The sequence below is a fragment of the Amycolatopsis pithecellobii genome (genome assembly GCF_009707865.1).
GTDB classification, from domain to species: domain Bacteria; phylum Actinomycetota; class Actinomycetes; order Mycobacteriales; family Pseudonocardiaceae; genus Amycolatopsis_E; species Amycolatopsis_E pithecellobii.
The window spans coordinates 17,749-39,653 of the sequence record NZ_WMBA01000011.1; the positions used below are offsets into that span (position 1 = coordinate 17,749).

12 protein-coding genes are annotated in these 21,905 nt (G+C 67.9%); 5 read left to right on the forward strand and 7 right to left on the reverse strand.

Going from position 1 to position 21,905, the window contains the following annotated elements:
• Positions 1–10 precede the first annotated feature (10 nt).
• The 4 genes from GKO32_RS09990 to GKO32_RS10005 all read right to left on the reverse strand — a co-directional run bounded on the left by GKO32_RS09990 (position 11) and on the right by GKO32_RS10005 (position 3,769).
• Positions 11–415, reverse strand: a complete 405-nt coding sequence (locus GKO32_RS09990) for a RidA family protein (protein WP_154756531.1) — start codon at positions 413–415, stop codon at positions 11–13.
• Positions 412–2,004 (reverse strand): FAD-dependent monooxygenase, encoded by a 1,593-nt coding sequence (locus GKO32_RS09995; RefSeq protein WP_154756532.1) that lies wholly within the window; start codon positions 2,002–2,004, stop codon positions 412–414. The genes GKO32_RS09990 and GKO32_RS09995 overlap by 4 nt, the downstream gene beginning before the upstream one ends.
• Positions 2,005–2,032: 28 nt before the next feature.
• Complete coding sequence (locus GKO32_RS10000; protein WP_154756533.1) at positions 2,033–2,512, reverse strand: cupin domain-containing protein; 480 nt, start codon at positions 2,510–2,512, stop codon at positions 2,033–2,035.
• A 78-nt stretch (positions 2,513–2,590) separates the two neighbouring features.
• The gene (locus tag GKO32_RS10005; RefSeq protein WP_154756534.1) at positions 2,591–3,769 is read right to left on the reverse strand and encodes an FAD binding domain-containing protein; all 1,179 of its coding nucleotides are present in this window, start codon (positions 3,767–3,769) and stop codon (positions 2,591–2,593) included.
• A 278-nt stretch (positions 3,770–4,047) separates the two neighbouring features.
• On the opposite strand from GKO32_RS10005, the gene GKO32_RS10010 reads away from it, so the two are divergent.
• Positions 4,048–5,313, forward strand: a complete 1,266-nt coding sequence (locus GKO32_RS10010; RefSeq protein WP_166459471.1) for an MFS transporter — start codon at positions 4,048–4,050, stop codon at positions 5,311–5,313.
• Between the two features lie 98 nt (positions 5,314–5,411).
• Positions 5,412–7,730 (forward strand): helix-turn-helix transcriptional regulator, encoded by a 2,319-nt coding sequence (locus GKO32_RS10015; protein ID WP_166459472.1) that lies wholly within the window; start codon positions 5,412–5,414, stop codon positions 7,728–7,730.
• Positions 7,731–7,827: 97 nt separating this feature from the next.
• Here the strand turns inward: GKO32_RS10015 and GKO32_RS10020 are convergent, their stop codons facing one another.
• From GKO32_RS10020 to GKO32_RS10030, 3 genes are all read right to left on the reverse strand, one after another.
• Positions 7,828–9,483 carry a methyltransferase gene (locus tag GKO32_RS10020; RefSeq protein WP_208024349.1) on the reverse strand — a complete coding sequence of 552 codons (1,656 nt, stop codon included), beginning with the start codon at positions 9,481–9,483 and terminating at the stop codon, positions 7,828–7,830.
• A gap of 55 nt (positions 9,484–9,538) precedes the next feature.
• Positions 9,539–17,227, reverse strand: a complete 7,689-nt coding sequence (locus GKO32_RS10025) for a type I polyketide synthase (protein WP_154756537.1) — start codon at positions 17,225–17,227, stop codon at positions 9,539–9,541.
• Between the two features lie 230 nt (positions 17,228–17,457).
• Positions 17,458–18,060, reverse strand: coding sequence for a TetR/AcrR family transcriptional regulator (locus GKO32_RS10030; protein WP_154756538.1), 603 nt, complete (start codon positions 18,058–18,060; stop codon positions 17,458–17,460).
• 166 nt (positions 18,061–18,226) lie between these two features.
• On the opposite strand from GKO32_RS10030, the gene GKO32_RS10035 reads away from it, so the two are divergent.
• The 3 genes from GKO32_RS10035 to GKO32_RS10045 are packed head-to-tail and all read left to right on the forward strand — an operon-like array spanning position 18,227 to position 21,903.
• A complete protein-coding gene (locus GKO32_RS10035) occupies positions 18,227–19,699 on the forward strand; it encodes an APC family permease (protein WP_154756539.1) in 1,473 nt (490 codons plus the stop codon).
• Positions 19,700–19,732: 33 nt separating this feature from the next.
• A complete protein-coding gene (locus GKO32_RS10040; protein WP_154756540.1) occupies positions 19,733–21,058 on the forward strand; it encodes a flavin-containing monooxygenase in 1,326 nt (441 codons plus the stop codon).
• Between the two features lie 2 nt (positions 21,059–21,060).
• Positions 21,061–21,903 carry an SDR family NAD(P)-dependent oxidoreductase gene (locus GKO32_RS10045; RefSeq protein ID WP_154756541.1) on the forward strand — a complete coding sequence of 281 codons (843 nt, stop codon included), beginning with the start codon at positions 21,061–21,063 and terminating at the stop codon, positions 21,901–21,903.
• The last annotated feature ends 2 nt before the right edge of the window (positions 21,904–21,905 follow it).

The following is a 21,905-nucleotide window of genomic DNA, read 5'->3' on the forward strand; positions in this document are numbered from 1 at the left end:
GCTTTCCTCCTTATCGGCGATAGGCCGTGGCATCGATCTCGACCAGCAGGTCTGCGCGCACGAGGCCCTGGACGATCAACAGCGTGTTCGGCGGGTATGCGCGTTCGGGGTAGTGCGCGGCGAAGTACTTGTCTCGAGCGGCGTAGAAGTCGCTGACGTCGTCGCGGGTTGTCAGGTAGCTGACGAACCGCACGACGTCGCCCAACGAGGCACCCTGCGACTCGAGGATGATACGGATGTTCTCGTAGGCACGGATCGTCTGAGTCGCCACGTCCGGCCCCGCGACGGAATTGTCTTCGACGATTCCGCATTGGCCCGCGACGCAGATCAGCTCACCCGCGCGTGCCACATGGGAATACGCGCTGAATGGCGTCCCGATCCCAGCCGGGTTTTCGTAGGTGGGCTCAGTAGTCATAGTGCTCCCCCGGCGAGCACGCGGTCGAGTGCCAGCGACAGTTCGCTGCCCTCTCCGGGGTGCCGGGACCGCCAGGCGACGTGCCCGTCGGGGCGCACCAGGGCGGCCCCCTCCCGGCCGATCGACAGCGGCCCGAGCAGGTGCGGCAGTCGTTTGACCTGAACGGAAACGCCGGCCGTCGCGGCCAGGTCCTGCCCGGCCCGCTCCCATGCCTTCGCCTCCGGTCCGCAGACGAGAACGAAGGCGGTGTCGAACCAGTCGATGCTCGACTCGGTCTGGTCGACGTCGAGCCAGAAGTGCGGGAACCGCGCACCGGGACGGTCGGTCGGCCAGTAGTGCTGTGAGTCGTACGGCGGTATCAGGGAGCCGTCGTCGACAATGGCGCCGTTTGCGTAGACGTATCCCAATGTGTGACCGTCGCTGTGGAGCTGCTTGTTCTGCTCGATGAGCAGCTCTCGCCAGCGCTCGGGTTCTTTTTCGCGATTGCGGAACGCAACGGTCATTTCGTCCAGCCGTTGCTGGTTGCGCACGGCGAAGTCGGTATTGGACTGTGCGACCGGACGACGCTCGGACTCGTAGGTGTCGAGCAGGGCGTCATCGGCCGCGCCGGAGAGCACCGACACGAGCTTCCAGGCGAGGTTGTGCACGTCCTGGACTCCTGAGTTCAGCCCATTGCCGCCGGCCGTGGGAAAGCGGTGGGCGGCGTCCCCGGCGAGGAACACCCGCCCCTCTCGGAACCGCTGCGCGACCTGGGCGCTCATCCGCCAGGTCAGCACGTTGATGCGCTTGACCTCCAGGTCAGGCATTTCCCACTGCTCGCGCACCGTCTCGATCAGACTCTCCTCGGACAGCGGCTCCTCGCCCTCCCGCAGCTTCTGTACCGCGAGCCACCGGTCACCGTCCGGGCCGGTGGTCAGGACGTTCAGCTCGGGCAGCTGGGGGTCGGGCGGCCGGACCAGGAACCCGATGGCGCTCCGCACATGCGGCAGATGCCCCAGGTCGGCGCGGTAGTAGTGGTTCGCCATCAGCTCCAGGGTCTCCGGGCCGTCCATCGCGATCCCGACGGTCTCGCGGACCTTGCTATTCGCCCCGTCGCACCCAACCAGGTACTGCGCGCGGACGTCGAACTCTGCACCGCCGGACTCCGACCGCACCCTCGCCGTCACGCCACCGGCGTCCTGGGTGAGCGACACGAGTTCGGCGGACCGGCGCACCCGTGCCCGTGGCCGGGTGGACAGCGCGTCGTCGAGGGCTTCCTCCACCGCGTCCTGAGGGACGATCGACCGGGGCGCCGGGGTGTGCAGGCTCGGGGCGGGATCGGTGTAGGCCACCAGTGGCCCGTTGAGGCTCTCGCACCAGCAGGCCACATCCGCCTCCTGCGCCAGCCCGGCACGACGCACCCGATCTTCGATTCCCCACAGGCGGAACAGCTCCATGGTCCGGGGATGGCACCCCCGGGCTTTCGGATGTCTGGTCGTGGTGGGCCGGCGCTCGACGAGCAGGCTCTCCACCCCGAACCGGTCCAGCAGCAGCGCGAGGCTCATGCCGGCCGGTCCGCCCCCCACGATGAGCACAGGTACCTCGATCATCAGGAACTTTCCTTTCCCCGTGCGGGATTCAGTCGATCCAGGCGATGCGGGACTCGCAACGGCCGTCATCGAGCTCCGGGGTCGTCACGACACGCTCCTGCTCCAAGGGGTCAGTACGCGCGACGACGAAGGTCGCGCCCTCGGTCCGGCTGCGGCTGAACGTCTTGTGCGGCGTGAACGGCGGAATGTACACGAAATCGCCGGCCTCGACCTCGAGCATGACCTCGAGCTCGTCGCCCCAGAACATCACCGCCTTGCCCTCGGTGCAGTACAGCGCTGTCTCGTGGTCGAGGTGATAGTGGGTGGTGGTGGCGCCGTCGAGACCGGGGCCGCAGATCGTCACGAGCATGCAGATTTGCCGTGTGGCGACGGTGTTTTCGTTGATGCCCTGGTACGCATCGATGTTCTGCTTGATGCGGTCCGTATCCTTCACCCGGACAGCCGTGACAACTCGCTCCCACTTCCCTTCCTCGGCGAGGGGAATCCACGATGCGGTGGTGCCGCACATTTCGGTCACCTTTCTGTTTTTCGTTTCCCAAAGATTGGAGTGACCGTTATTGAGCGGCCTCACCAATACGGATTGCTGTCATCCGTGGACTCGTTCTTTGAAGGAGCGCACATCGAACGTGGGATCCCGCGGATCCCACGTGCCCTCGACCTGCCCCCGGTACCCCTGCAGGCGACCGCTCTCGCACAGGATTTCGCTTTCCCGCAGCTGGTCCTGCTCCCAGGCCTCGAGGCGGGCAGGGTCGCCATCCCAGTCCTTCAAGGCCGCGGCGAGCGTCCACGCGTTCTCGGAGGCCTTCGCCGCCCCGGAGGCGACATGCGGACGCGCGACGCACGCCGCGTCCCCGATCAGCACGACCCGTCCGTACACCATCTGCGGGACTCGCAGATCACCGATGAGCTGGCTGAACGGCTCATCCGCGCCGGCGACGACCTCGGCGGCCTGCGGGGCGAGTGCCTTGGCAGCCTCGCGCATCTCGGCCACGTATTTGTGCGCCATCAACCCGGGAGGCACTGAAAGCGGCCGGCGCACACCGTTCCGATCGGTGAGCAGCTCGGCAACTTGCCCGGGTGACTCGTAGTTGCGGTACCAAACCATGTTGATACGCCGCTCGCCGCCCGGCTCGCGCGGCGGAACGGGATAGATGACGCAATGCGTGCGGTCCCCGAGACAATAGGTGAGGCGCTGGTCGAAGGTATCCGACGTCTCCCGCGAGACGCGCGATACGTCGGCGACGCAGCGCCAAGCCAGATAGCCGGCCGGCTCCAGGGCGATGCCCGGGGCGACCGCGGCTCGCACCGTCGAGTTGACGCCGTCAGCACCGACGACCAGGTCGAACGGTCCCTCATCTCCGGACTCGGTGGCCAAGTACACCCGGCCGTTTTCGCGCTCGGTGACGCCGAGAACCGGGTGAGATGCGTGGTAGTGCTTGGTTCCGTACAGCTCCATCAGGCCGCGATGGAGGGTGCCCCAGGTCGTGAACCGGGTCGGTCGGCGGGCTTCGTAACGCACACTTCCGTCGGGGTTCAGATAACGCACGCCCTCGACCTCGAACGTGAGGTCCTCCACCTTCGCGCCCCCGCGCTCGATGAGGTAGCGGACGGACGGTTCCTGAACGGTCAGTCCGGCGCCGGTGGCCGTCATGTCCGCCGGTGCGCGCTCGAACAACTCCACGTCCCAGCCCGCGTCGCGAAGCGTGAGCGCCGCGGTGAGGCCGGCCAGGGAACCGCCGACGATTCCGGCGCGAAACCTGCTCATGGAAATTCCTTCCCTCTCACAACGTCTAATGTCCGCACACAGAACGTCAGCGGATTAGCGTCGCTGAGAGCGTGGCACGCAATGAAGCCAAATCAACCGGTGGCCGCTGGGGGCGAGGGAAACCCCTGAAAGGCATAGGGGAACCCCGCTATCTCATGCACGATGGGAGTCTTACCCGGTTTCGTGGCAGAGGATCTGAGGCAGTGACTCCCGCGGTGAACGCGGGGAGCCCAGTCCCCGGCTCTGCTCCGACACCTCACATCACTGGACGGCCAACGATGTCCAAATCCACGATGCCCGAATCCGCGTCCGCAGATCCACTCTCCGCGCGCTGGACGATGCTGACCATCGTCAGTCTCGGCTTCATCTCGCTGACCCTCAACTGGTTCGACATCGCGGCGTCGTTCCCGTTGATCGCCCCCGATCTGGGAGTCGGCATTCCGCACCTGGCGGTGCTGATCTCGCTGTTCCTCGCCGGCTACGGCCTCGCGCACATTCCCGGCGGAATCCTGACCACCCGCATCGGGATGAAACGCACCCTCGTTCTCGGTGTCCTGCTCGAGGCCGTCGCCGGCGTGCTTTCCGGTCTCGCCACCGACTACACCACGCTCGCGATCTTCCGGCTCCTCGCCGGTATCGGCGGGTCCATCTTCATCGCCGTCGCCTTTGGCGCCGTGACAGTCTGGTTCGAACGCCGCGAACTCACCCTTGCCCTGGGTATCGCCGGGGGCGCCGCATTCAGCGTCGGGGTGGCCCTCGGCCTGTACGGCTGGACCGTGCTCCAAGAGGCAACCGGTTGGCACACCGCGCTCATCATCGGTGGCGTCTTCGGCATCGTCGTCGCCGTGATCACCGCTGCCGGATTCCGCACCCCGGTCGGTGCCACCACGCTCGGGGGCGTAGCAGTCACCCACGCCGGACTGCGCCAGGCGCTCGGCCACCGTGACCTCTGGCGGTACGGCTTCGTCATGCTCGGCGGCTACGGCGCCTACTTCACCGCGTCACAACTGCTGAGCGAGTACGCCGTGACCGTCCGAGGCTTTTCCCCCGCCGCCGGTGGGCTGCTCGCCGCATTCATCGGACTGGCGGGCATCCCGGGCAGCATCCTCGGCGGATGGTGGGCCGACCACTCGGGCAGCACCCGCGCCTTCGTCCTCGTGCCGCTCCTGATCATGGCCGTGACGCTGGGTCTGGTCCCGTTCGTCCCGGCCGCCGCGTTGTGGGCCCTCGGCATCGGCATCGGCTTCTTCTTGATCTTCAGTTTCGCCGCGTGGTCGTCGATACCCAGCCGAGTGGCCGGGATCGCTCACGAGCACATCGGGACCGCCATCGGCCTCATGCTCACCCTGGCGGCCGTGGGCGGCTTCCTGGTGCCTCTCGGGTTCGGCGGCTTCGTCGACGGGGTGGGTTTCACCGGCGGCTGGATCTTCCTCGCCGTAGCCACCTTTACGTTCGCGCTCCTCGGGCTGACCCGACGACGGCAAGGAACTGGGAGCGCAGCGCCATCAGCCAAGCACCTCACAGACACCGTCATCTCCGACTGAGCACCTTCCGCCGGCGCACTCTTGAACCGTCGGCGAATTTGATACATGCTCCCGCAAGAACCTCAGACAGGATTGACCGCCGTTGCTGGGGGATGTCGATGGTGCAGCGCTACCGTCCCGAAGACCCTGCGAGCCGCGCTCCCGAGGCCGATGCCTCCGACGAAGAATTCTCGCTGCAGCAGTCAGCGGAACCTACGCCAGAGCGTCACAGCCTGACCAGGCTGGATGCTCTGGAATGGAGCACCGGGACTCGCCACCTGTCGATCATCGAACTGGCGCGCAGACTGTCGGCGGCGTCCTCCTGGCCACAACTGGCGGCGTGCGTGGCAACCACGATCGCGCCGGGTGCAGCCACAGCCGTGCGGCTGTGGGCCGTGCTGCCAGACGGTCCTCATGAGATCGTGCGGTACCCGAGCGACGTAACGATGCCCATGCGCAGCGCACGCCAAGTGCGTCAGGCGGTCACGGCGCCCTACACCACGGAAGACGGCCATAGGCTGGTGTGCCTGCGCGCCGCACGCGCTCCGCTGTATGTCCTGGAACTGCCTGCCCATGCCGCGGAAGAGGAGCTCATCCAGCAAGTTGCACCCCTGCTCGCGCTCCGGGCCGCATCGCTCTCGGCGGCAGGCGATGCCGGCCCGGCACTGACCGACTGGACCGACTATGCCGAGGAGGTCTCGGCCGTCGTCGGCAACTTCGCGGCTGAGGCGAAGCAACTGTTCGATCACGACCGGTTGAGCGTGTACCTCGTGACTCCGGACGGTCGCTACGTCGAGAGGTTGGCGGTCGCGTCCTCGCCAGTGCTCGCGGGGGAAAGCGTGATCACTCTCTTCTCCGATTTTGGGTTGCGTCGTGTTCTGGTTACGAACCGCGTGCTCGTGTCGGCGGATCTCAGTAGTGACCCGCGCATTGTCGGGCGCGAGGACCGCGTGATCGCCCGGGCCGGCTACCGAGGACTCCTCAGCGTGCCGCTCCGGCGGCGCGGCAAGCCGATCGGCGTGCTCAACTTCGTCAGTCGCAAGGTCGGCTTCTACAGCAGAGAAGACGGACTGGCCGCGGAACAGCTTGCGAATTATGTCGCCGTATTCTTCGAGCACCTGCAGCGTGAGCGAGCCGGACACGCATGGATGTCCCAGGTCATCGTGGATCGCGAACGTGCTCGCCTGGCACGGGAATTACACGAGGTACTCGGAGTGACGATGCCGGGGATGCTGCGGCGTGCGCGTGCCCTCACCGACGAGCTGACGGCAGATCTGCCGATGGTCGCAGCTCGGACGCAGGCACTCGCCGAGGACGCAGAGCGCGCACTTTCCGACTCCCGCCGGGGACTGGCTGGACTCGTCCCACCTGCACTCGACGCGCAGACCATCGAGCAGGCCATCGAAGGTGAGCTAGCGCTGTTGCGCGATACTGACGCGGTCGAGACGGCGTTCGTACGCCGGGGGGAAGGAGCATCGCTGCCCCTCAGCGTGCGCCGGGTGGTGTACGGCATCGTGCGGGAGTGTCTGAGCAACATCCGCCAGCACGCCGGAGCCACGCGTGTGGAGGTGACCTTCGAGATCGAAGACGACCTGGTCCTCAAGATCAAGGACGACGGTGTCGGCTTCGACCCGGCCCACGTGCGCGACCATCGCGGCCTCGGGCTGCGTTTCGTGCGCGAGCGGGCACAACTGCTCGGTGGAAACGTGCGGATCGACAGCGCCAAGCAGCGCGGCACAACCCTCACCGTCCGGCTCCTGGACATCAACGAGATGATCGACGCGGGCGTCGACGAGCCATGGGGCCGCGAACCGGCGATGACGGGACTGCGCTTGCGCGTGTTCGTGGTCGAGAGTCATCAACTTCTGCTCGCCGGCATCAAGCACGCGCTCGACAAGACTGGCGACGCCCGCGTCATCGGGCATGCGCAAGACGGCGCCACCGCGCTCGAGCGCATTGCCCGGATGCGTCCCGACGTCGTGCTCATCGATATCGACGCGGATCCCGACGGGGCGAGTGCGTCAATGCGGCAGATCAGGCGAGTGTCGCCGAACACGACGGTCGTCGGCATGTCGGATCTAGAAGTGAACGCATCAGCACAGATGACGGAGCACGGAGCCGCCGGCGTCGTCGCCAAGAACCTCACTGCCGAGGACCTCGTCGGGCTGCTCGTGAGCCTTTCCAGCGACGAGTTGGTGAATCCCGGCATCGAGCGTCCTGGCTCTGCCGGCGCGACGCCACTGTTGACTCCGCACGAGACCGCGATCCTCGCACTGATCGCCGCCGGGCGGACGAACACGGAGATCGGTCAGAGCCTCTTCGCCGCGACCAAGACGGTCGAACGCCACGTGATGAACATCGTTGCGAAGCTAGGCGCCCGGAATCGCACGCACGCGGCCGCGATCGCCATCTCGACCGGGCTGGTTCGCCTTCCGTAGACCGACTGCAGCGGCGTGGCACCCGATGCCGGTAGTTTCGCCAACAGCGTGGCCGCCGGCCACTGCATCGCAGGTTCTGCGCCAGTCCGTTCTCCGATCACCGCTCCCGGCGAGCGCGTAGTACGTAGCCGTCCAGTGGGAGGGGCTGGGTGTCGACGAGGGTGAAACCGGCCTTGGCGAGCAGGGCGCGATAGTGCGATTCGGTGCGTTCGCGGCCACCGACGTTGCACAGCATGTGCACATCCCAGGGGATCGCGAGTGACTCGGTGCCGGCCGACTCCGGCAGGAGGCGTTCGATGACGAGCAATTCGGCGTGCTCAGGCATGTTCGCGGCGCACGTGGTGAGAATCGTGTGGCATTGGGCGTCGTCCCAGTCGTGGAGGACACGGGACAGCAGGTAGACGTCGCCGCCGGTGGGGACGACTTCGGTGAAGTCACCGGGAATCAGGGCGCACCGGTCGGCGAAGGGGGCCAAGGCCGGCTCGGCGACGGTCAGCACGTGCGGCTGGTCCACCAGGACGCCCCGCAGGCACGGATGGGCCGCGAGGACTTGTGACAGCAGCTCACCGTTGCCACCGGCCACGTCGACCACCGTCCGCGCCGCCGAGAAGTCGATCAGCCGGACGACTTCGGTGAACATGGCGTTGCTGGCGGCCATGGACCGGTGGAACAACTCCGCGAGCTCCGGGTCTGCCGCCATGTGCTTGAAATGGTGTGCGCCGAAGACCCGCTCGTAGGACTCCGCCCCGGTGCGCACGGCATCGGTGAGGGCAGCGAAAGACCGATAGAACGGCCCGCCGTACATCGAGGCGAGTGCGGCCATGGAGTTTTTCCCGTCCGAGCGCAGCAACCGGCCCAGGTCGGTGAGCGCATAGCCGTCCGCCGACGCGTGGAGAATCCCCAGGGAACTCAGATAGCGAACAAGCCGGCCCAGGCTTTCCCGGTCACATCCGGTGGCGGCAGCCAGCGTGGCCAGATCGGCGGTCGTGCCAAGGTGATCCGGCAGGCGCAGCTCGACCGCCGTCGCAATCGCCTGTGTCGCCCACGCACCGGTCAGCAGGCGCAGCAGGCGGGTACCCGGCACGGACTCGCGCCGATGGGCGGTCACCAGGTCCGGGAACCGGCCCGTGCTGACCAGCTCCAGCCTGCGATAGGCCGGAGCCGGGTGATGGTCGTTGCGGAAGTACAGGACCGTGGAGTCTTCGTGGGCGTTGTAACCGCCCCCGTCGGGGCGCATCTGCGTGCCGGTCACCGTCATGAGTCCATTGAGGACGATGGCGTCGGCGGCCGGCACGGCCAGTGCGAAGTGGTTTTCCCAGCCATGCCGGCGTTCGTCGGCAGCGATGTGGGCCAGTTCCGGTGGAGTGACCATGGCGAAGATTTCCACTTCGCACGGCCGGTCCAGCCGGTCGGGCACCGAGGCGTGGAAGATCCCGACCGTGAGATCGGCGACGGGCACGGTGTACCGGCGGCTCAGCCGGTCCCGGACGACCACACTCGGCGTCATCGCGCCGACCGTGATGCCATGTTGGGCGAGCTCGGCGGCGAGCCCGTCGAGCGTAGTGGGAAACACGAGCACGGCGGTGTGGGCGAAGCCGGCATGACGGCTCATCGCCGCGCGCTCGGAGTCGCTGAGCGACGGCATCGCGGCGGCGAGGATCGACTCGGTGTCGTTGGCACGGATGAGTGCCATCGCCGCGGTGAGCCGGCCGAGGTCCTCAGCGGTCAGGGCGGGGGCGATCGTCGAGGTCAAACGTCCACTCCAATCAGTCGGATGCCGAAAAACCCGGGTGGTGCTGCTGAGGGGGTCAGGTCAAAGCTCCGTCCGGGGCGGGAAAGTAACCCGACTGGACAAAGAAACCGACATAGGTCTTGAACAGTTCTCTGGTTATCGAGGGACATTCGATTCCGCTGCCCTCGAGAGCCCGCTCGGTCTCACCGGGATCGGCCGCCGGGTAGGAGGCTTCACCACCGGGCGAGGTGATGGCTTCGAACTCCTCGAGCAACGAGGTCAACGGGTTTCCGTGGTCCGAGCGGATGAGGTTCTGCCAGGTCTCCCGATCGAGTTCTTCGAGCAGGTACCCGAACGAGCGCAGATACCCCACCATTTCCCGGAAGCTCACGGGGACCGGATTGGTGAGATGGAACGTCCCGCCGGTGGCGTCGGACCGCCCGGAAAGGTCGACGATCGCGCGGCTGACATAGTCGGCCGGCACCAGGTGGAAATGCCCGCGCAGTCCAGCGGGAACGGCATTGACCCGCAACATTCCCCGCATGCTCAGCCACACGAAATCCAGGGTCTGGCAGGCGCCGTTGTCCTGGGCGCCGGAAATGATGTCGGCCCGGTAGACGGAGACGGGAAGGCCACGTTCGCGCGCGAGATCGACGACTTGCTCGGCAACCCATTTGCTCTGCCGGTACCCGTTGGGCAGCAGCTGGGGCGGACCGGTCGGCTCGTCCACTTTGAGCGGCACACCCGGGGTCGCGGGCCCGGCGAACACGCCGGTACTCGACACGTAGTGCACCGCGACGGTGCGATGCGAAGCGGCCAGCCTCAGGATCTCCGCGGTGCCGGACACGTTCGCCGCTTTCAGCGCGGGATAGCGATAGAGCCAGTTGACCGCCGCTCCGGCGTGATACACCACGTCGGCTGTCTGGGCCAGCCGGTCGAATTCCCCGGCCGTCAACCCGAACCGCGGCTGTTCGAGGTCACCTACCACCAGCGAAAGCCGCGCGGGATCCACGGCGTCCCAGGTGCCGTACCACCGGGCATTCGCCCGCAATCGTTCCCGTGCCACCGCCTCGTCCGTGCCGCGAACGAGGCAGTGCACCACCGCATCCGTGGTGAGCATGAGATCACGCAGGAGAAAGGCCCCGAGGAATCCGGTGGCGCCGGTCAGGAAGATGTTCTTCGGTGCACGGCAAACCGCCATGACTTCGGCCGCCGGTGTCACGTCGTCGGCGAGCACGATCTCGGACTCGAAATCGACCGCGCCGGTCACTGCGGGCTCCGCACCGGGGAGCAACTCGGCAAGCAGATACGTGGTGAGCGCGGCGGGGGTGGGGTGATCGAAGAGGGTCCCGACAGGCAGGCGCAGACCGGTGATGGTGCACAGCCGGCCGCACAGCTCCACCGCGGTGAGCGAGTCGAGACCGAGGTCGGTGAACCGTTGCCCGCCCGGGATCCCGCCGCCGGAAGCGTGCCCCAGCACAGTGGCCGCGCTGTCCCGGACAAGCTCGGTCAGGACCTTTTCCCGTTCTCCCGCCGGCAAACCGGCCAGCCGCTGGACCACTTCGGCCGGCTCGCCGTCCGTCCGGTGTTCGTGCGGAGTCCGCCCGGCGCCGGGCATATCGGAGAGCAACGGGCTCGGCCGGCCGGAAGTGAAAACCGGCGCGAACGTGGTCCAGTCCAGGTCGGCGACGATCGCGGTGGCCTCGTCCCGGGCGAGCACATGCTCCAGTGCGGTGATGGCGAGCCGGGGCCGCATCGGCGCGACCCCCAGCCGGCGCAGGTGGTCACGGTGCCCGGGGCCGCTGTCGATCAGCATTCCCGTTTCGTCCCAGGTACCCCACGCCACCGAAGTGGCGGTGCGGCCCTGTGCCCGGCGGTATCCGGCCAGCGAATCCAGACACGCGTTGCCGGCCGCATAAGCGGCCTGACCACTGCTCCCCCAGGCCGCGGCACCCGACGAGAAGAGCACGAAAGCGTCCAGATCCGCATCGCGGGTCAGTTCGTCGAGGTGCCACGCGCCGGCGACTTTGGCCCGTGTGCCGGCCTCCAGCTGGTGCGGTGTCAACGACATCAGCGCGGCACCGTCGCCCATGACCCCGGCCGCGTGCACCACCGTCCGCAACGGGAATTCCGCCGGGATACCGGCCACCGCCGCGGCAAGGGCCTGCCGGTCGGCGACATCGCACGCGAGCACGGTCACCCCGGCTCCGGCCGTCTCCAGTTCCGCTCGTAACTCACCGGCGCCACCGGCATCCGGTCCCCGCCTGCTCAGCAACACCACATGCCGGGCGCCCCGGCCGACCAGCCACCGGGCGACGTGGGCGCCCAGCCCCCCGGTCCCGCCGGTGATCAGCGCTGTCCCCGAGGTCGTCCAGGAAGGGGACTCGAGTCCGGCCGGCGGGGCGGGTACCAGCCGGCGGCCGAACATTCCCGGGGAACGGATCGCGATCTGGTCCTCACCGCAGGCCTGCGATATCGCCGCGGCCAGCCGCCGCGCGGTCCTCGGGTCGAGCCGTTCGGGCAGGTCCACCAGACCGCCCCACTGCCCGGGGTGCTCGAGAGCCGCCACCCGGCCCAGTCCCCATACGCCGCCCTGCCAGGGACGGGTGATCGGGTCGTGGCGTCCGACCGACACCGCGCCGCGGGTCACCGCCCAGATCGGCGCGGTCATCCCGGCGTCCCGCAACGCCTGCACCAGCAATGTGGTGGAGACGAGGCCGGCCGTCGGCGAGGTTTCCCACACGGCCAGCAACGAGGCCACGCCGGTCACCGGGGTACCGGCGAGGTCCCGCAGTTTCCGGGTCAGCGCGCCGCGGTCGGTTCCGCCGTGTTCCAGCACCAGCGCATCGGTGCCGAGCGCATCGACCACGGCCCTTCCCCAGGCGTCTTGGCTCATCCCTTCCGGGACCACGACCAGCCACCGCCCGGACGGCCCGCCGGCCGGCTCTTTGCACGGTTTCCAGGTCTCCCGATACCGCCATCGCGCGACGGCCTTCTCTTCGTTGCGCCGGGAGTGCCACGACGCGAGCGCGGGCATCATCGTGGCCGCCGCGCCGGCGTCCACGTCCAGCAACTGTGCGAGCGCCCCCACGTCGTGGCGGTCCACCGGCGCCCAGAACCGCTCGTCCGCCGGGCCGGAAATGGGAAGCGGCTTGGTCTGGACCGCGTCGGACTCCGGCCAGAACCGCCTGCGTTGGAAGGCATAGAGCGGCAGCGGCACGGGATGGTGGCCGGCAAGCATCGTGGTCCAGTCCACTTCGACGCCGGCGACGGACAGCTGCGCCAGCGCGGACAGCACCGCTTCGTGGTCCGCGTGCCGGCGACGAAGCAGGGGGACCACGACCGTGCCCGGGTCGCACCCGGATCGTGCCAGCGCGGACAGCACGCCGTCGGGCCCCAGTTCCACGAGCGCGGTGACGCCCTGTCCGGCCAGGAACCGCACACCGTCGGCGAATCGCACGGTCTCCCGCACGTGTTCGGTCCAGTAGGCCGGGGAGCACAACTGAGCGGCCGTGGCGAGACACCCGGTCAGGTTCGACACCACCGGAATGCGTGGCGGCCGGAAGCTCAACGTTTCCAGGACTTCCCGGAACTCCGCCAGCATCGGCTCCATCAACGCCGAGTGGAACGCATGGGAGACGGCGAGACGCCGCACCTTGCGTCCGCGTGCCTCCACCAGCTCGCTGACATGCGCGACCTTCTCGGCCGGGCCGGAGATGACGACGGATTCACCGGTGTTGACCGCCGCGACGGACACGCCGTCCGTCAGGATTCCGGCGACCTCGGCCTCGGACATCTCCACGGCGGCCATCGCCCCACCGCGGGGCAGGGCCTGCATCAACCGTGCCCGCGCCGCGACCATCCGGCACGCGTCGGACAGTGACAGCACGCCGGCCACGTAGGCCGCGGTCACCTCACCGATCGAATGCCCCAGCAGGTAGCCGGGCGTGACGCCCAGCGCGCGCAACAGCTCGAACAGTGCCGCTTCCACGGCGAACAGCGCGGGCTGCGCCCATCCTGTTTCGTCCACCAGCCCTGCGTCGCCGCCCCAGATCACCTCACGCAAAGGCCGGTCCAGCAACGGATCGAGCTCGGCCAGGATGGTGTCCAGCGCGGCGGCGAACACCGGGGACCGGCCATAAAGGTCCTGGGCCATCCCGGCCCATTGCGCACCCTGGCCGGTGAACAACATGGCCACCTGGTGGGAACTTCGCGCGGTGCCGTGCCAGACCGACGCGGCGGGCCGGCCGGCCGCGGCGGCCCGCAGCCCGCTCAGCAGTTCGTCCCGGCTGGTTCCGGCGACGACGATGCGATGCTCGAACATCGTCCGTGAGGTGAGCAGGGACCATCCCACGTCCACCGGGTCCAGCGCGGGACGGTCTTCCACGTGCCGTGCCAACCGGGCGGCCTGAGCGCGGGCCGCGTCGGCCGTTTTCCCGGACAGCACCCAGGGAATCACATCGTCCACAGTGGATGGTGCCGGCCGTGGAACGCCGGCCCGGGTGTCGTGGTCACCGGTCCGCGGCGGGGATTCGAGGATGACGTGCGCGTTCGTTCCGCTGATGCCGAACGCGGACACCCCGGCGCGGCGCGGGTGCCCGGTTTCGGGCCAGTCACAGGTTCGCGTCAGCAGCCGCACCGCGCCCGCGGACCAGTCCACGTGCGTGGACGGCCGGTCCACGTGCAGGGTCCGCGGCAGTTTCCCGTGCCTCATGGCCAGCACCATCTTGATCACACCCGCGATGCCCGCGGCGGCGCCGGTGTGGCCGATGTTGGATTTCAGCGAGCCCAGCCACAGCGGCCGGTCCCCGGGGCGATCCTGGCCATAGGCGGCCAGCAGCGCCTGCGCCTCGATCGGATCACCCAGTTTGGTGCCGGTTCCGTGCGCCTCGACCACATCGACCTCGGCCGGCGACAGTCCGGCCGAGGCCAGCGCCCGCTTGATCACTCGCTGCTGGGACGGTCCGTTGGGCGCGGTCAGCCCGTTGGAAGCACCGTCCTGGTTGATCGCGCTGGAACGCAGCACCGCCAGCACCCGATGGCCGTTACGCCGGGCGGCGGACAGCCGCTCCACCACCACGACCCCGGCCCCCTCGGACCAGCCGGTCCCGTCGGCCGCATCCGCGAACGCCTTGCACCGCCCGTTTCCGGCCAGCCCGCCCTGCTGGGTGAACTCGACGAACGAACTGGGGCCGGCCAGCACCGTCACACCACCGGCCAGCGCCAGATCGCACTCCCCCGCCCGCAGCGCCTGTGCGGCGAGATGCAGTGCCACCAGCGATGACGAACACGCCGTGTCGACCGTGATCGCGGGGCCCTCCAGCCCCAGGGTGTAGGCCACCCGGCCGGACAGCACGCTGCCCGCGACACCGGTGATCAGGTGACCTTTCAGGTGCCCGGCCGCCGGCGCGGTCAGTTCGGCATATCCGGAATGAAAGGCGCCGACGAACACTCCGGTGGCGCTGCCGGCCAAGGACGAGGGGACGATCCCGGCATGTTCGAGCGCTTCCCAGGAGGTTTCCAGCACCAGACGTTGCTGGGGGTCGGTGGCCAGGGCTTCCCGGGGCGAGATCCCGAAGAACCCGGCGTCGAATTCGTCGACGCCGTCGAGAAAACCGCCTTCGGCCGTGGCCGATGCGCCGGAGCCGGGCCCTTCGGTCCCGAGCAGTTCCGCCAGATTCCAGCCGCGGTCCGCCGGGAACGGCGTGATGGCATCGGTTTCCTCGATGACCAAACGCCACAGGTCGTCAGGATCGGCGACACCGCCGGGGAAACGGCATGCCATGCCGACGATGACGATCGGATCGTCGGTCACCGGCGCCGCCACCACAGCGGAACTGGCGACGGCGGACTGCGGCCCGGACAAGCCCGCCAGATAGCGGGCCAGCCGAGTCACGGTCGGATAGTCGAACGCCACCGTGGAGGGCAGGCTCAACCCGGTTTCGGTCTGCAGGCGGTTCCGCAGCCGCACCGCAGTGAGCGAGTCGAAACCCAGCTCCTTGAACGGTTTGTCGTCGAGCTCTTGCCCCCACGGGTGGCCGAGCACCTCGGCCGCGGTGTCGCGGACCAACCCGGCCAGGGCCTTTTCTCGTTCCGCAGCGGGCAATCCGGCCGGCCACCCGGCGGGACCGTCGCCGTCGTGCCCGGAGTCGCCGACGAGCGCCCGGAGCATTTCCTGCGCACGGCGGCGGGCGACCTTCCCCGTCGCCGTGCGCGGCAAGTCGTCCACCACGCGCAGCGTCGTCGGGAGTTTGTGGGTGCTGGTTCCCTTGCCCACCAAATGGTCCGTGACCTCGACCAGCGAGACGGCGGCACCGTCGTGCACCGTGCACAGCAACGCCGGGATCTCCCCCAGCCGCTGATCGGGGATCGCCACCAGGACGGAGTCGCGGACCGGCGCGAAGTCCTCCAGCAGTCCCTCGATTTCCGCGGCGTTGACCTTGAGCCCGCCGACGTTGATCAACCCGGCCACCCGGCCGTGAATGGTCACCGCTCCGGTGGAGTCGATACTGGCCAGGTCACCGGTGCGCAACCAGCCGTCGGCGGTGAACGCCTGCTCGGTCGCCTCGGGGGCGCGATAGTAGCCGCGGAACACCGACGGGCCGTCGTATTCCAGATTGCCGACGACCCCGGCGGCACAGGGTCGCCCCTCGTCGTCCACCACCCGCGCCCGGCTTCCGCCGCCGGGCAGCCCGACCGTCCGGCTCATCACCTCGGCCGGGTCGCCGGGGCGGGTGTACATGCCCGCGCCGAGCTCGGACATCCCCCATTGCACGATCACGTGGTCGGCCAGTGACGGCATGAGGGCACGTACGAGGCTTTCCGGCACCAGGGAACCGCCGGTGCGGATTTCGCGCAGCCGCGGCAGCCGGAACGACTCGTTGTCCCGCAATTCGGCCACCACGTCGCGAAGCTGAGGGGGCACGGCGTAAAGCACGGTCGGCCGGACGGCCGCCACCAGCGAGACCAGCCGGTCGATGGCCCACGTGCGCAGCAACGCCTGCCGTGCGCCGGTCAGGATGCCGATGTGCGCGGACAGCAAGCCGAACGCGAAACTCAGCTGACTGCAGCTGAGGATCGTGTCGGCCGGGGAGACCGGAGTGCCGTCCGCGATCACTGTCTGCGCGTTGGAAAGCAGGCCACGGTAGGAGTGCATGCAGATCTTCGGGGCCATCGACGTGGTGCCGGACGAGGCGAACAGCAGGAACGGCGAATCCGGCCGGGTTTCGACGGCCTCCGGACGGCTCCCGGCCCACCGCCGCGCAAGTGCGGCAAGGGATTCCGGATCGTCCTCGGCGCCGTCGGCCACGAGCACCCTGCCCAGCCCGGTGATCGTGGCCCGCAGGGCCGCCCCCGCCTCCCGGCCATCGACATTCCGCCACTTCGCCGGCAGCACCAGCAGGGTGGGTGCGGTGCGGCTCAGGATCGACTCCAGATCGGCCTGACCGAGGTCCACGTGCAGCGGCAGGAACACCCCGCCGATCATGGCGACCGCGACGTGCAAAACCAGAAAATCAACGCAATTCGGTAGCCGGACCGCGATCACGTCACCGGGACCGGCACCGAGTTCCCGCAGTCCGCGAGCGACCGCGAAAGACTGCTCCTGCCACTGTTTCCAGGTCAGTTCCCGGTCACCATCGGAGGCCGCGATGCCGTCGGGATCCTTCGCGACCGTCGCGAAAAAGGCCTCGATCAACGTGACGGGTGCGATGCTCGCGTCACTCCGGGCCGGTTCGCGGAGATAGTCGTGAACGGTGATCGTCATCGTGCCTTCCCTGGACGCGAGAGAAAGAGCTCGAACGTGGTGGGTCACCCAGGGTCAAGAGCATCGCGCCACGACCTTCGACTTGTCAGGCCTGGCCGCGAGAATGGCGCGTCGAGCGAACTCGGCTTGCCCGTTCGCCGCAATGTGACCGGGTTTCCTTTACATCGCCCGGCGAGTGACGAAAAGCTGGAGGTTTCAGCGCGGGAAGACTTTCGTCCATTGTGGACATTTCACCGCGCAGAGGTGACGGCCAGACTGCTGAAGTAGTCGGCGAAGGCGTCGATGGCGGCGGTCGCACCTTCGGTGTCTCCGGCGGCGAGCCACGACAGGACAAGGCCGTCGATGGCGGTCGTGAACATCCGCACCAGGACCGCGCGGGGCACCGACCATCGCACGCCCGCCGCCGATTCGATGGCAGATACGAAGCGTTCCGACTGGGCGTAGTACTGCTCGTACTGCCAGGAGGCGAGTTCGGCCAGTTCGGGGTCACGCAGCACATAGGTCGTCAGCTCGTACCCCACCAGTTGACGTTCCGGGTGGGCCTGGGCCTCGGCCCAGACGCGCCGCATACCGTCGCGAATGGACTTCCCGGGGTCGTGGCTCACTTCCGAGACGAGGAGCGCGGCGTCGACCATGGCGACGACCGTCGTGCGCACCAGTTCCTGGAAGAGCTCCTTCTTCGACCGGAACGAATAGTGGAAGACGCTCTGGTGGACGCCCGCCTCGGCGCAGATCGCCCGTGTCGTCGACTGGCCGATGCCGTCCCGGGCGATCACCCGGAAAGCCGCATCCACCAGATCCCGCCGCCGCTGCTCCACGGAAACCCGTGCCACCGAGTGCTCCTCACGTCGTGTCGGGCGGCCACTACGCCGCGCTCGTCATGATCATACGTCAACCGACTTGGTCAGCAGACTTGGTCACTTGACTAACTTCTCCGCGGCACGTACCTTCACGCTGTGACGGGGGTCATGGTGAGGAAATCCTCTCGAAGGAGGAGCTATGACGGCACAAGGCGAGCGGCTCAAAGGAGAGCTGACGACCTTCAAGATCGTCGTGACAGTGATAGCGGCCGCGGCCCCCATGGGTGCGATCGTCGGGATCGTGCCCCTCGGATTGGCGATCGGCAGCGGCGCATCGACCCCGGTGGTGTTCGTCGTATCGGGGCTCGTGCTGCTGTGCTTTTCGGTCGGTTACGCCGCGATGAGCAAGCGGATGTCCGGGGCAGGTGGCTTCTACACGTATGTCGCGAAAGGACTGGGCAGGCCGCCCGCCATGGCCGCGGCCACGATCGCGATCATCGCCTATAACGCGCTGACGTTGCTGCTCGTCGCCGGTGTCGGCTACTTCGGCACGATGGTCGTGGAACTGCTCACCGGTGCGACCATGCCCTGGTGGGCCTTGTCGGCCGTCGCGATCGTGGTGGTCGGCTTCCTGGGGCTGCGGGCGGTCGATATCGCGAGCACCGTGCTCGCGGTGCTGCTGAGCGCCGAGGTGCTGACGCTGGTGATCCTGGACATCGCGATCGTCGCCAAGGTGGGTCTGCACGCTTTCCCCGTCGCGGCGATGAATCCGGTCGCGATGTTCTCGACGGGCTCCATCGGTCTCGGGCTGATGTTCGCCTTCACGACATTTCTCGGCTTCGAATCGGCCGCCGTTTATGCGGAGGAGTGCGCCGATCCGGTACGCGCCGTGCCCAGGGCGACCTACATCGCGGTCATCGTCATCGCCGCCTTCTACGCCATCACATCCTGGGTCACGGTCGGCGCGCTCGGGGCCGACAAAACTCAGGCGGTGGCGAACGAACAGCAGGGCAGCCTCTACTTCGGACTCAGCGACCAGTACGCGTCGTCGGTGCTGACCAAGGTCATGTACGTCACGCTGATCACGAGCCTGTTCGCCTCGATGCTGGCGTTGCACAACGCCGCAAGCCGCTACATGTACGCCGTGGGGCGGGAACGGGCGTTGCTCCCGGCGTGGATAGGGAGGCTCTCCCGTCGCGGCACCCCGGCACGGGCGAGTGCCGTGCAGACCACGATCAGCGTCGTCGTCGTCGCGGTCTTCGCCATCGCCCGCCTCGACCCCTACCGCAATATGGCCACCATCATGACCGGGCTGGGCACGCTGGGCCTGATCATTTTGTGGACCCTGTCCGCGATCGCGATCATCGGGTACTTCTGGCGGCGCGCGGACCGGCCGGTCACGGTGATCGCCGGCTCCGCGATCGGGCTCGTCCTCTTCGTGATCACCGCGGTCCTGATCGTCATGAACTTCGAGACGCTGGCCGGCAGCACGTCACCGGTCATCAGGGTCCTGCCGTGGGTTCTGATCGCGGTGTCCATTGTGGCCGGTCTCCACTCACTGCGCCTGCGCAAGGCATCGCCGACCGTGTATGCGGCCATCGGGTCGTTCGGCGAGGAACCAACCGGGAAACCACCCAAGGCCTCAGCAGAGGCGACCGAGTCGCGCGGTTAGTCCCGTCGCGAAGGAACGAGAAGAAAGTTGACCATGAGCACAGAAACTCAGGCCCCCGATCGCGTGTGTGTCGTCGGAGCCGGTCCCTCCGGCCTTGTCATCGCCCGGCAGCTCCGCGAGGCCGGGATCGCGTTCGACGTGTACGAGAAGCACTCCGACGTCGGCGGTATCTGGGACCCGGAGAACGAAGGCAGCCCGGTCTACCGCACCGCGCACTTCATCAGCTCCAAGTACAGCAGTGGTTTCTACGGCTACCCGATGCCGGACGACTATCCGGACTATCCTTCGTGGAGGCAGCTGCGCGACTACATCCGGCACTTCGCGACGGAAGAGAAGCTTTACGAGCACATCACTTTCAACACTCCGGTCGAGCGGGCCGAGCTGCTCGAGGACGGTTCGTGGCTGGTCACTGTCGGCGGGGAACGCAAGCGGTACCGCGCGCTGGTCGCCGCACCGGGCGTCACCTGGCATCCGAACGTGCCCGAGTTGCCCGGCCGTGAGACGTTCACCGGCCGGATATTGCACTCGTCGCAGTACTTCGACAGCTCTGTGTTCGTGGGCAAGACCGTGCTGGTCGTGGGCGCGGGCAACTCGGGAGTCGACATCGCCTGTGACGCGGCGGTGAGCGCCGACCGTGCCATGCTGAGCGTCCGCCGCGGTTACCGGTTCGTGCCGAAGCATCTGTTCGGTGTTCCGCTCGATGTGTTCCTGAACTACGGCGGCAAAGCTCCGGCCGGGATCACGGTGCCGGAGGACGTCAACGAGCTGGTGGACGCCATCGTCGGGGACGTCACGCGCTTCGGGCTCCCCGCCCCCGACCACGATGTGCTGTCCTCGCATCCGATTGTGAACGACCAGATCATCCACTATTTCAACCACGGCGACATCACGGCGAAGCCCGATGTGGCGCGTCTCGACGGGTCCGATGTCGTGTTCACCGACGGCTCCCGCGAGCAGGTCGACGTAGTGCTCCTGGCGACCGGATACGAGTACAAGATCCCGTTCGTCGACGAAGCGCTCTTCGAATGGAAGAGCGGCCACCCCCAGCTGTATCTGAACATCTTCAACCGGACGGTGGACTCGCTCTACGTCCTGGGCTTCATCGAGTTCGCCGACGCCGCCTACAAGCGGTTCGAGGAGATGGCCCAGCTCGTCGCCATGGACCTCAAACTGTCGGGCGCCGACAAGAACGCCTTCACCGACATGAAGCGCACCCACCGGCCCGACCTACGCGGCGGCAGGTACTACATCGACACGCCACGGCACGCCAACTACGTCGAAACGCACGCCTATCAAGCCGCGCTACACGACGTGCGCCACCGGTTCGGCGTCCCCGGACTGGACGGCGAGCCGAGCTGAGGATGGGAGCCCTCGACGACCAGGTCGCACTGGTCACCGGCGCGGGCCGGGCCCACGGTATCGGCCGGGCGGTCGCGCTCCGGCTCGCAAGCGCGGGCGCCGATGTCGCGGTCTGCGACATCGCGCGGCCCGTGCCCGAACTCGAGGCGGCCGGTGTCGGGCTCGGCGACGACCCGGCCGAACTCGAGCAGACCGCCGAACTGGTGCGGCGGCTCGGCCGGCGCAGCGTCGCGATAGCGATGGATGTGTCGAACCGGGCGAGTGCCGACGAAGGGGTCGCGGCCCTGACCGAATCCCTCGGCGGTGTCGGCGTTCTGGTCAACAACGCCGGCTCCGCCGTGGGGGTCGCCCCCTTCGAGCAGATCAGCGACACCGAATGGGAAACATCGTGGCGGGTCAACGTCCTCGGGGCGGTCAACCTCAGTCGCGCCGTGTTGCCCGGCATGAAGGAAGCCGGGCGGGGAACCATCATCAACATCGCGTCGACGCTCGGAGTCGCGGCGCTCGCCGAATACGGTGCCTACGTGCCGGCCAAGCATGCCGTGGTCGGCCTGACCCGCCTGCTGGCGCAGGAGCTGGCTCCGTTCGGCATCCGGACGAACGCCGTCGCACCCGGATACATCGTGACGGACATGGGCAAGGCGGAGCAGGCCAAGATCGCGACGGCGATGTCGGTCAGCGTCTCCGACGCCGTCGACGCCATTCTCGACGAGATCCCGGTCGGACGCCTCGGCGCACCCGATGACGTGGCGAACGCGGTGGCCTGGCTCGCCGACCCGGCCTCGTCGTTCGTCAACGGGGCGATTCTGCCCGTCCACGGTGGACAGACACCGGGCTTCGCCTGACC

Bases quoted from the DNA above. Each gene is read 5' to 3' on its own strand.
- GKO32_RS09990 (WP_154756531.1), bottom strand. From the start codon at position 415: ATGACTACTGAGCCCACCTACGAAAACCCGGCTGGGATCGGGACGCCA.
- GKO32_RS09995 (WP_154756532.1), bottom strand. From the start codon at position 2,004: ATGATCGAGGTACCTGTGCTCATCGTGGGGGGCGGACCGGCCGGCATG.
- GKO32_RS10000 (WP_154756533.1), bottom strand. From the start codon at position 2,512: ATGTGCGGCACCACCGCATCGTGGATTCCCCTCGCCGAGGAAGGGAAG.
- GKO32_RS10005 (WP_154756534.1), bottom strand. From the start codon at position 3,769: ATGAGCAGGTTTCGCGCCGGAATCGTCGGCGGTTCCCTGGCCGGCCTC.
- GKO32_RS10010 (WP_166459471.1), top strand. From the start codon at position 4,048: ATGTCCAAATCCACGATGCCCGAATCCGCGTCCGCAGATCCACTCTCC.
- GKO32_RS10015 (WP_166459472.1), top strand. From the start codon at position 5,412: ATGGTGCAGCGCTACCGTCCCGAAGACCCTGCGAGCCGCGCTCCCGAG.
- GKO32_RS10025 (WP_154756537.1), bottom strand. From the start codon at position 17,227: ATGACGATCACCGTTCACGACTATCTCCGCGAACCGGCCCGGAGTGAC.
- GKO32_RS10035 (WP_154756539.1), top strand. From the start codon at position 18,227: ATGACGGCACAAGGCGAGCGGCTCAAAGGAGAGCTGACGACCTTCAAG.
- GKO32_RS10040 (WP_154756540.1), top strand. From the start codon at position 19,733: ATGAGCACAGAAACTCAGGCCCCCGATCGCGTGTGTGTCGTCGGAGCC.
- GKO32_RS10045 (WP_154756541.1), top strand. From the start codon at position 21,061: ATGGGAGCCCTCGACGACCAGGTCGCACTGGTCACCGGCGCGGGCCGG.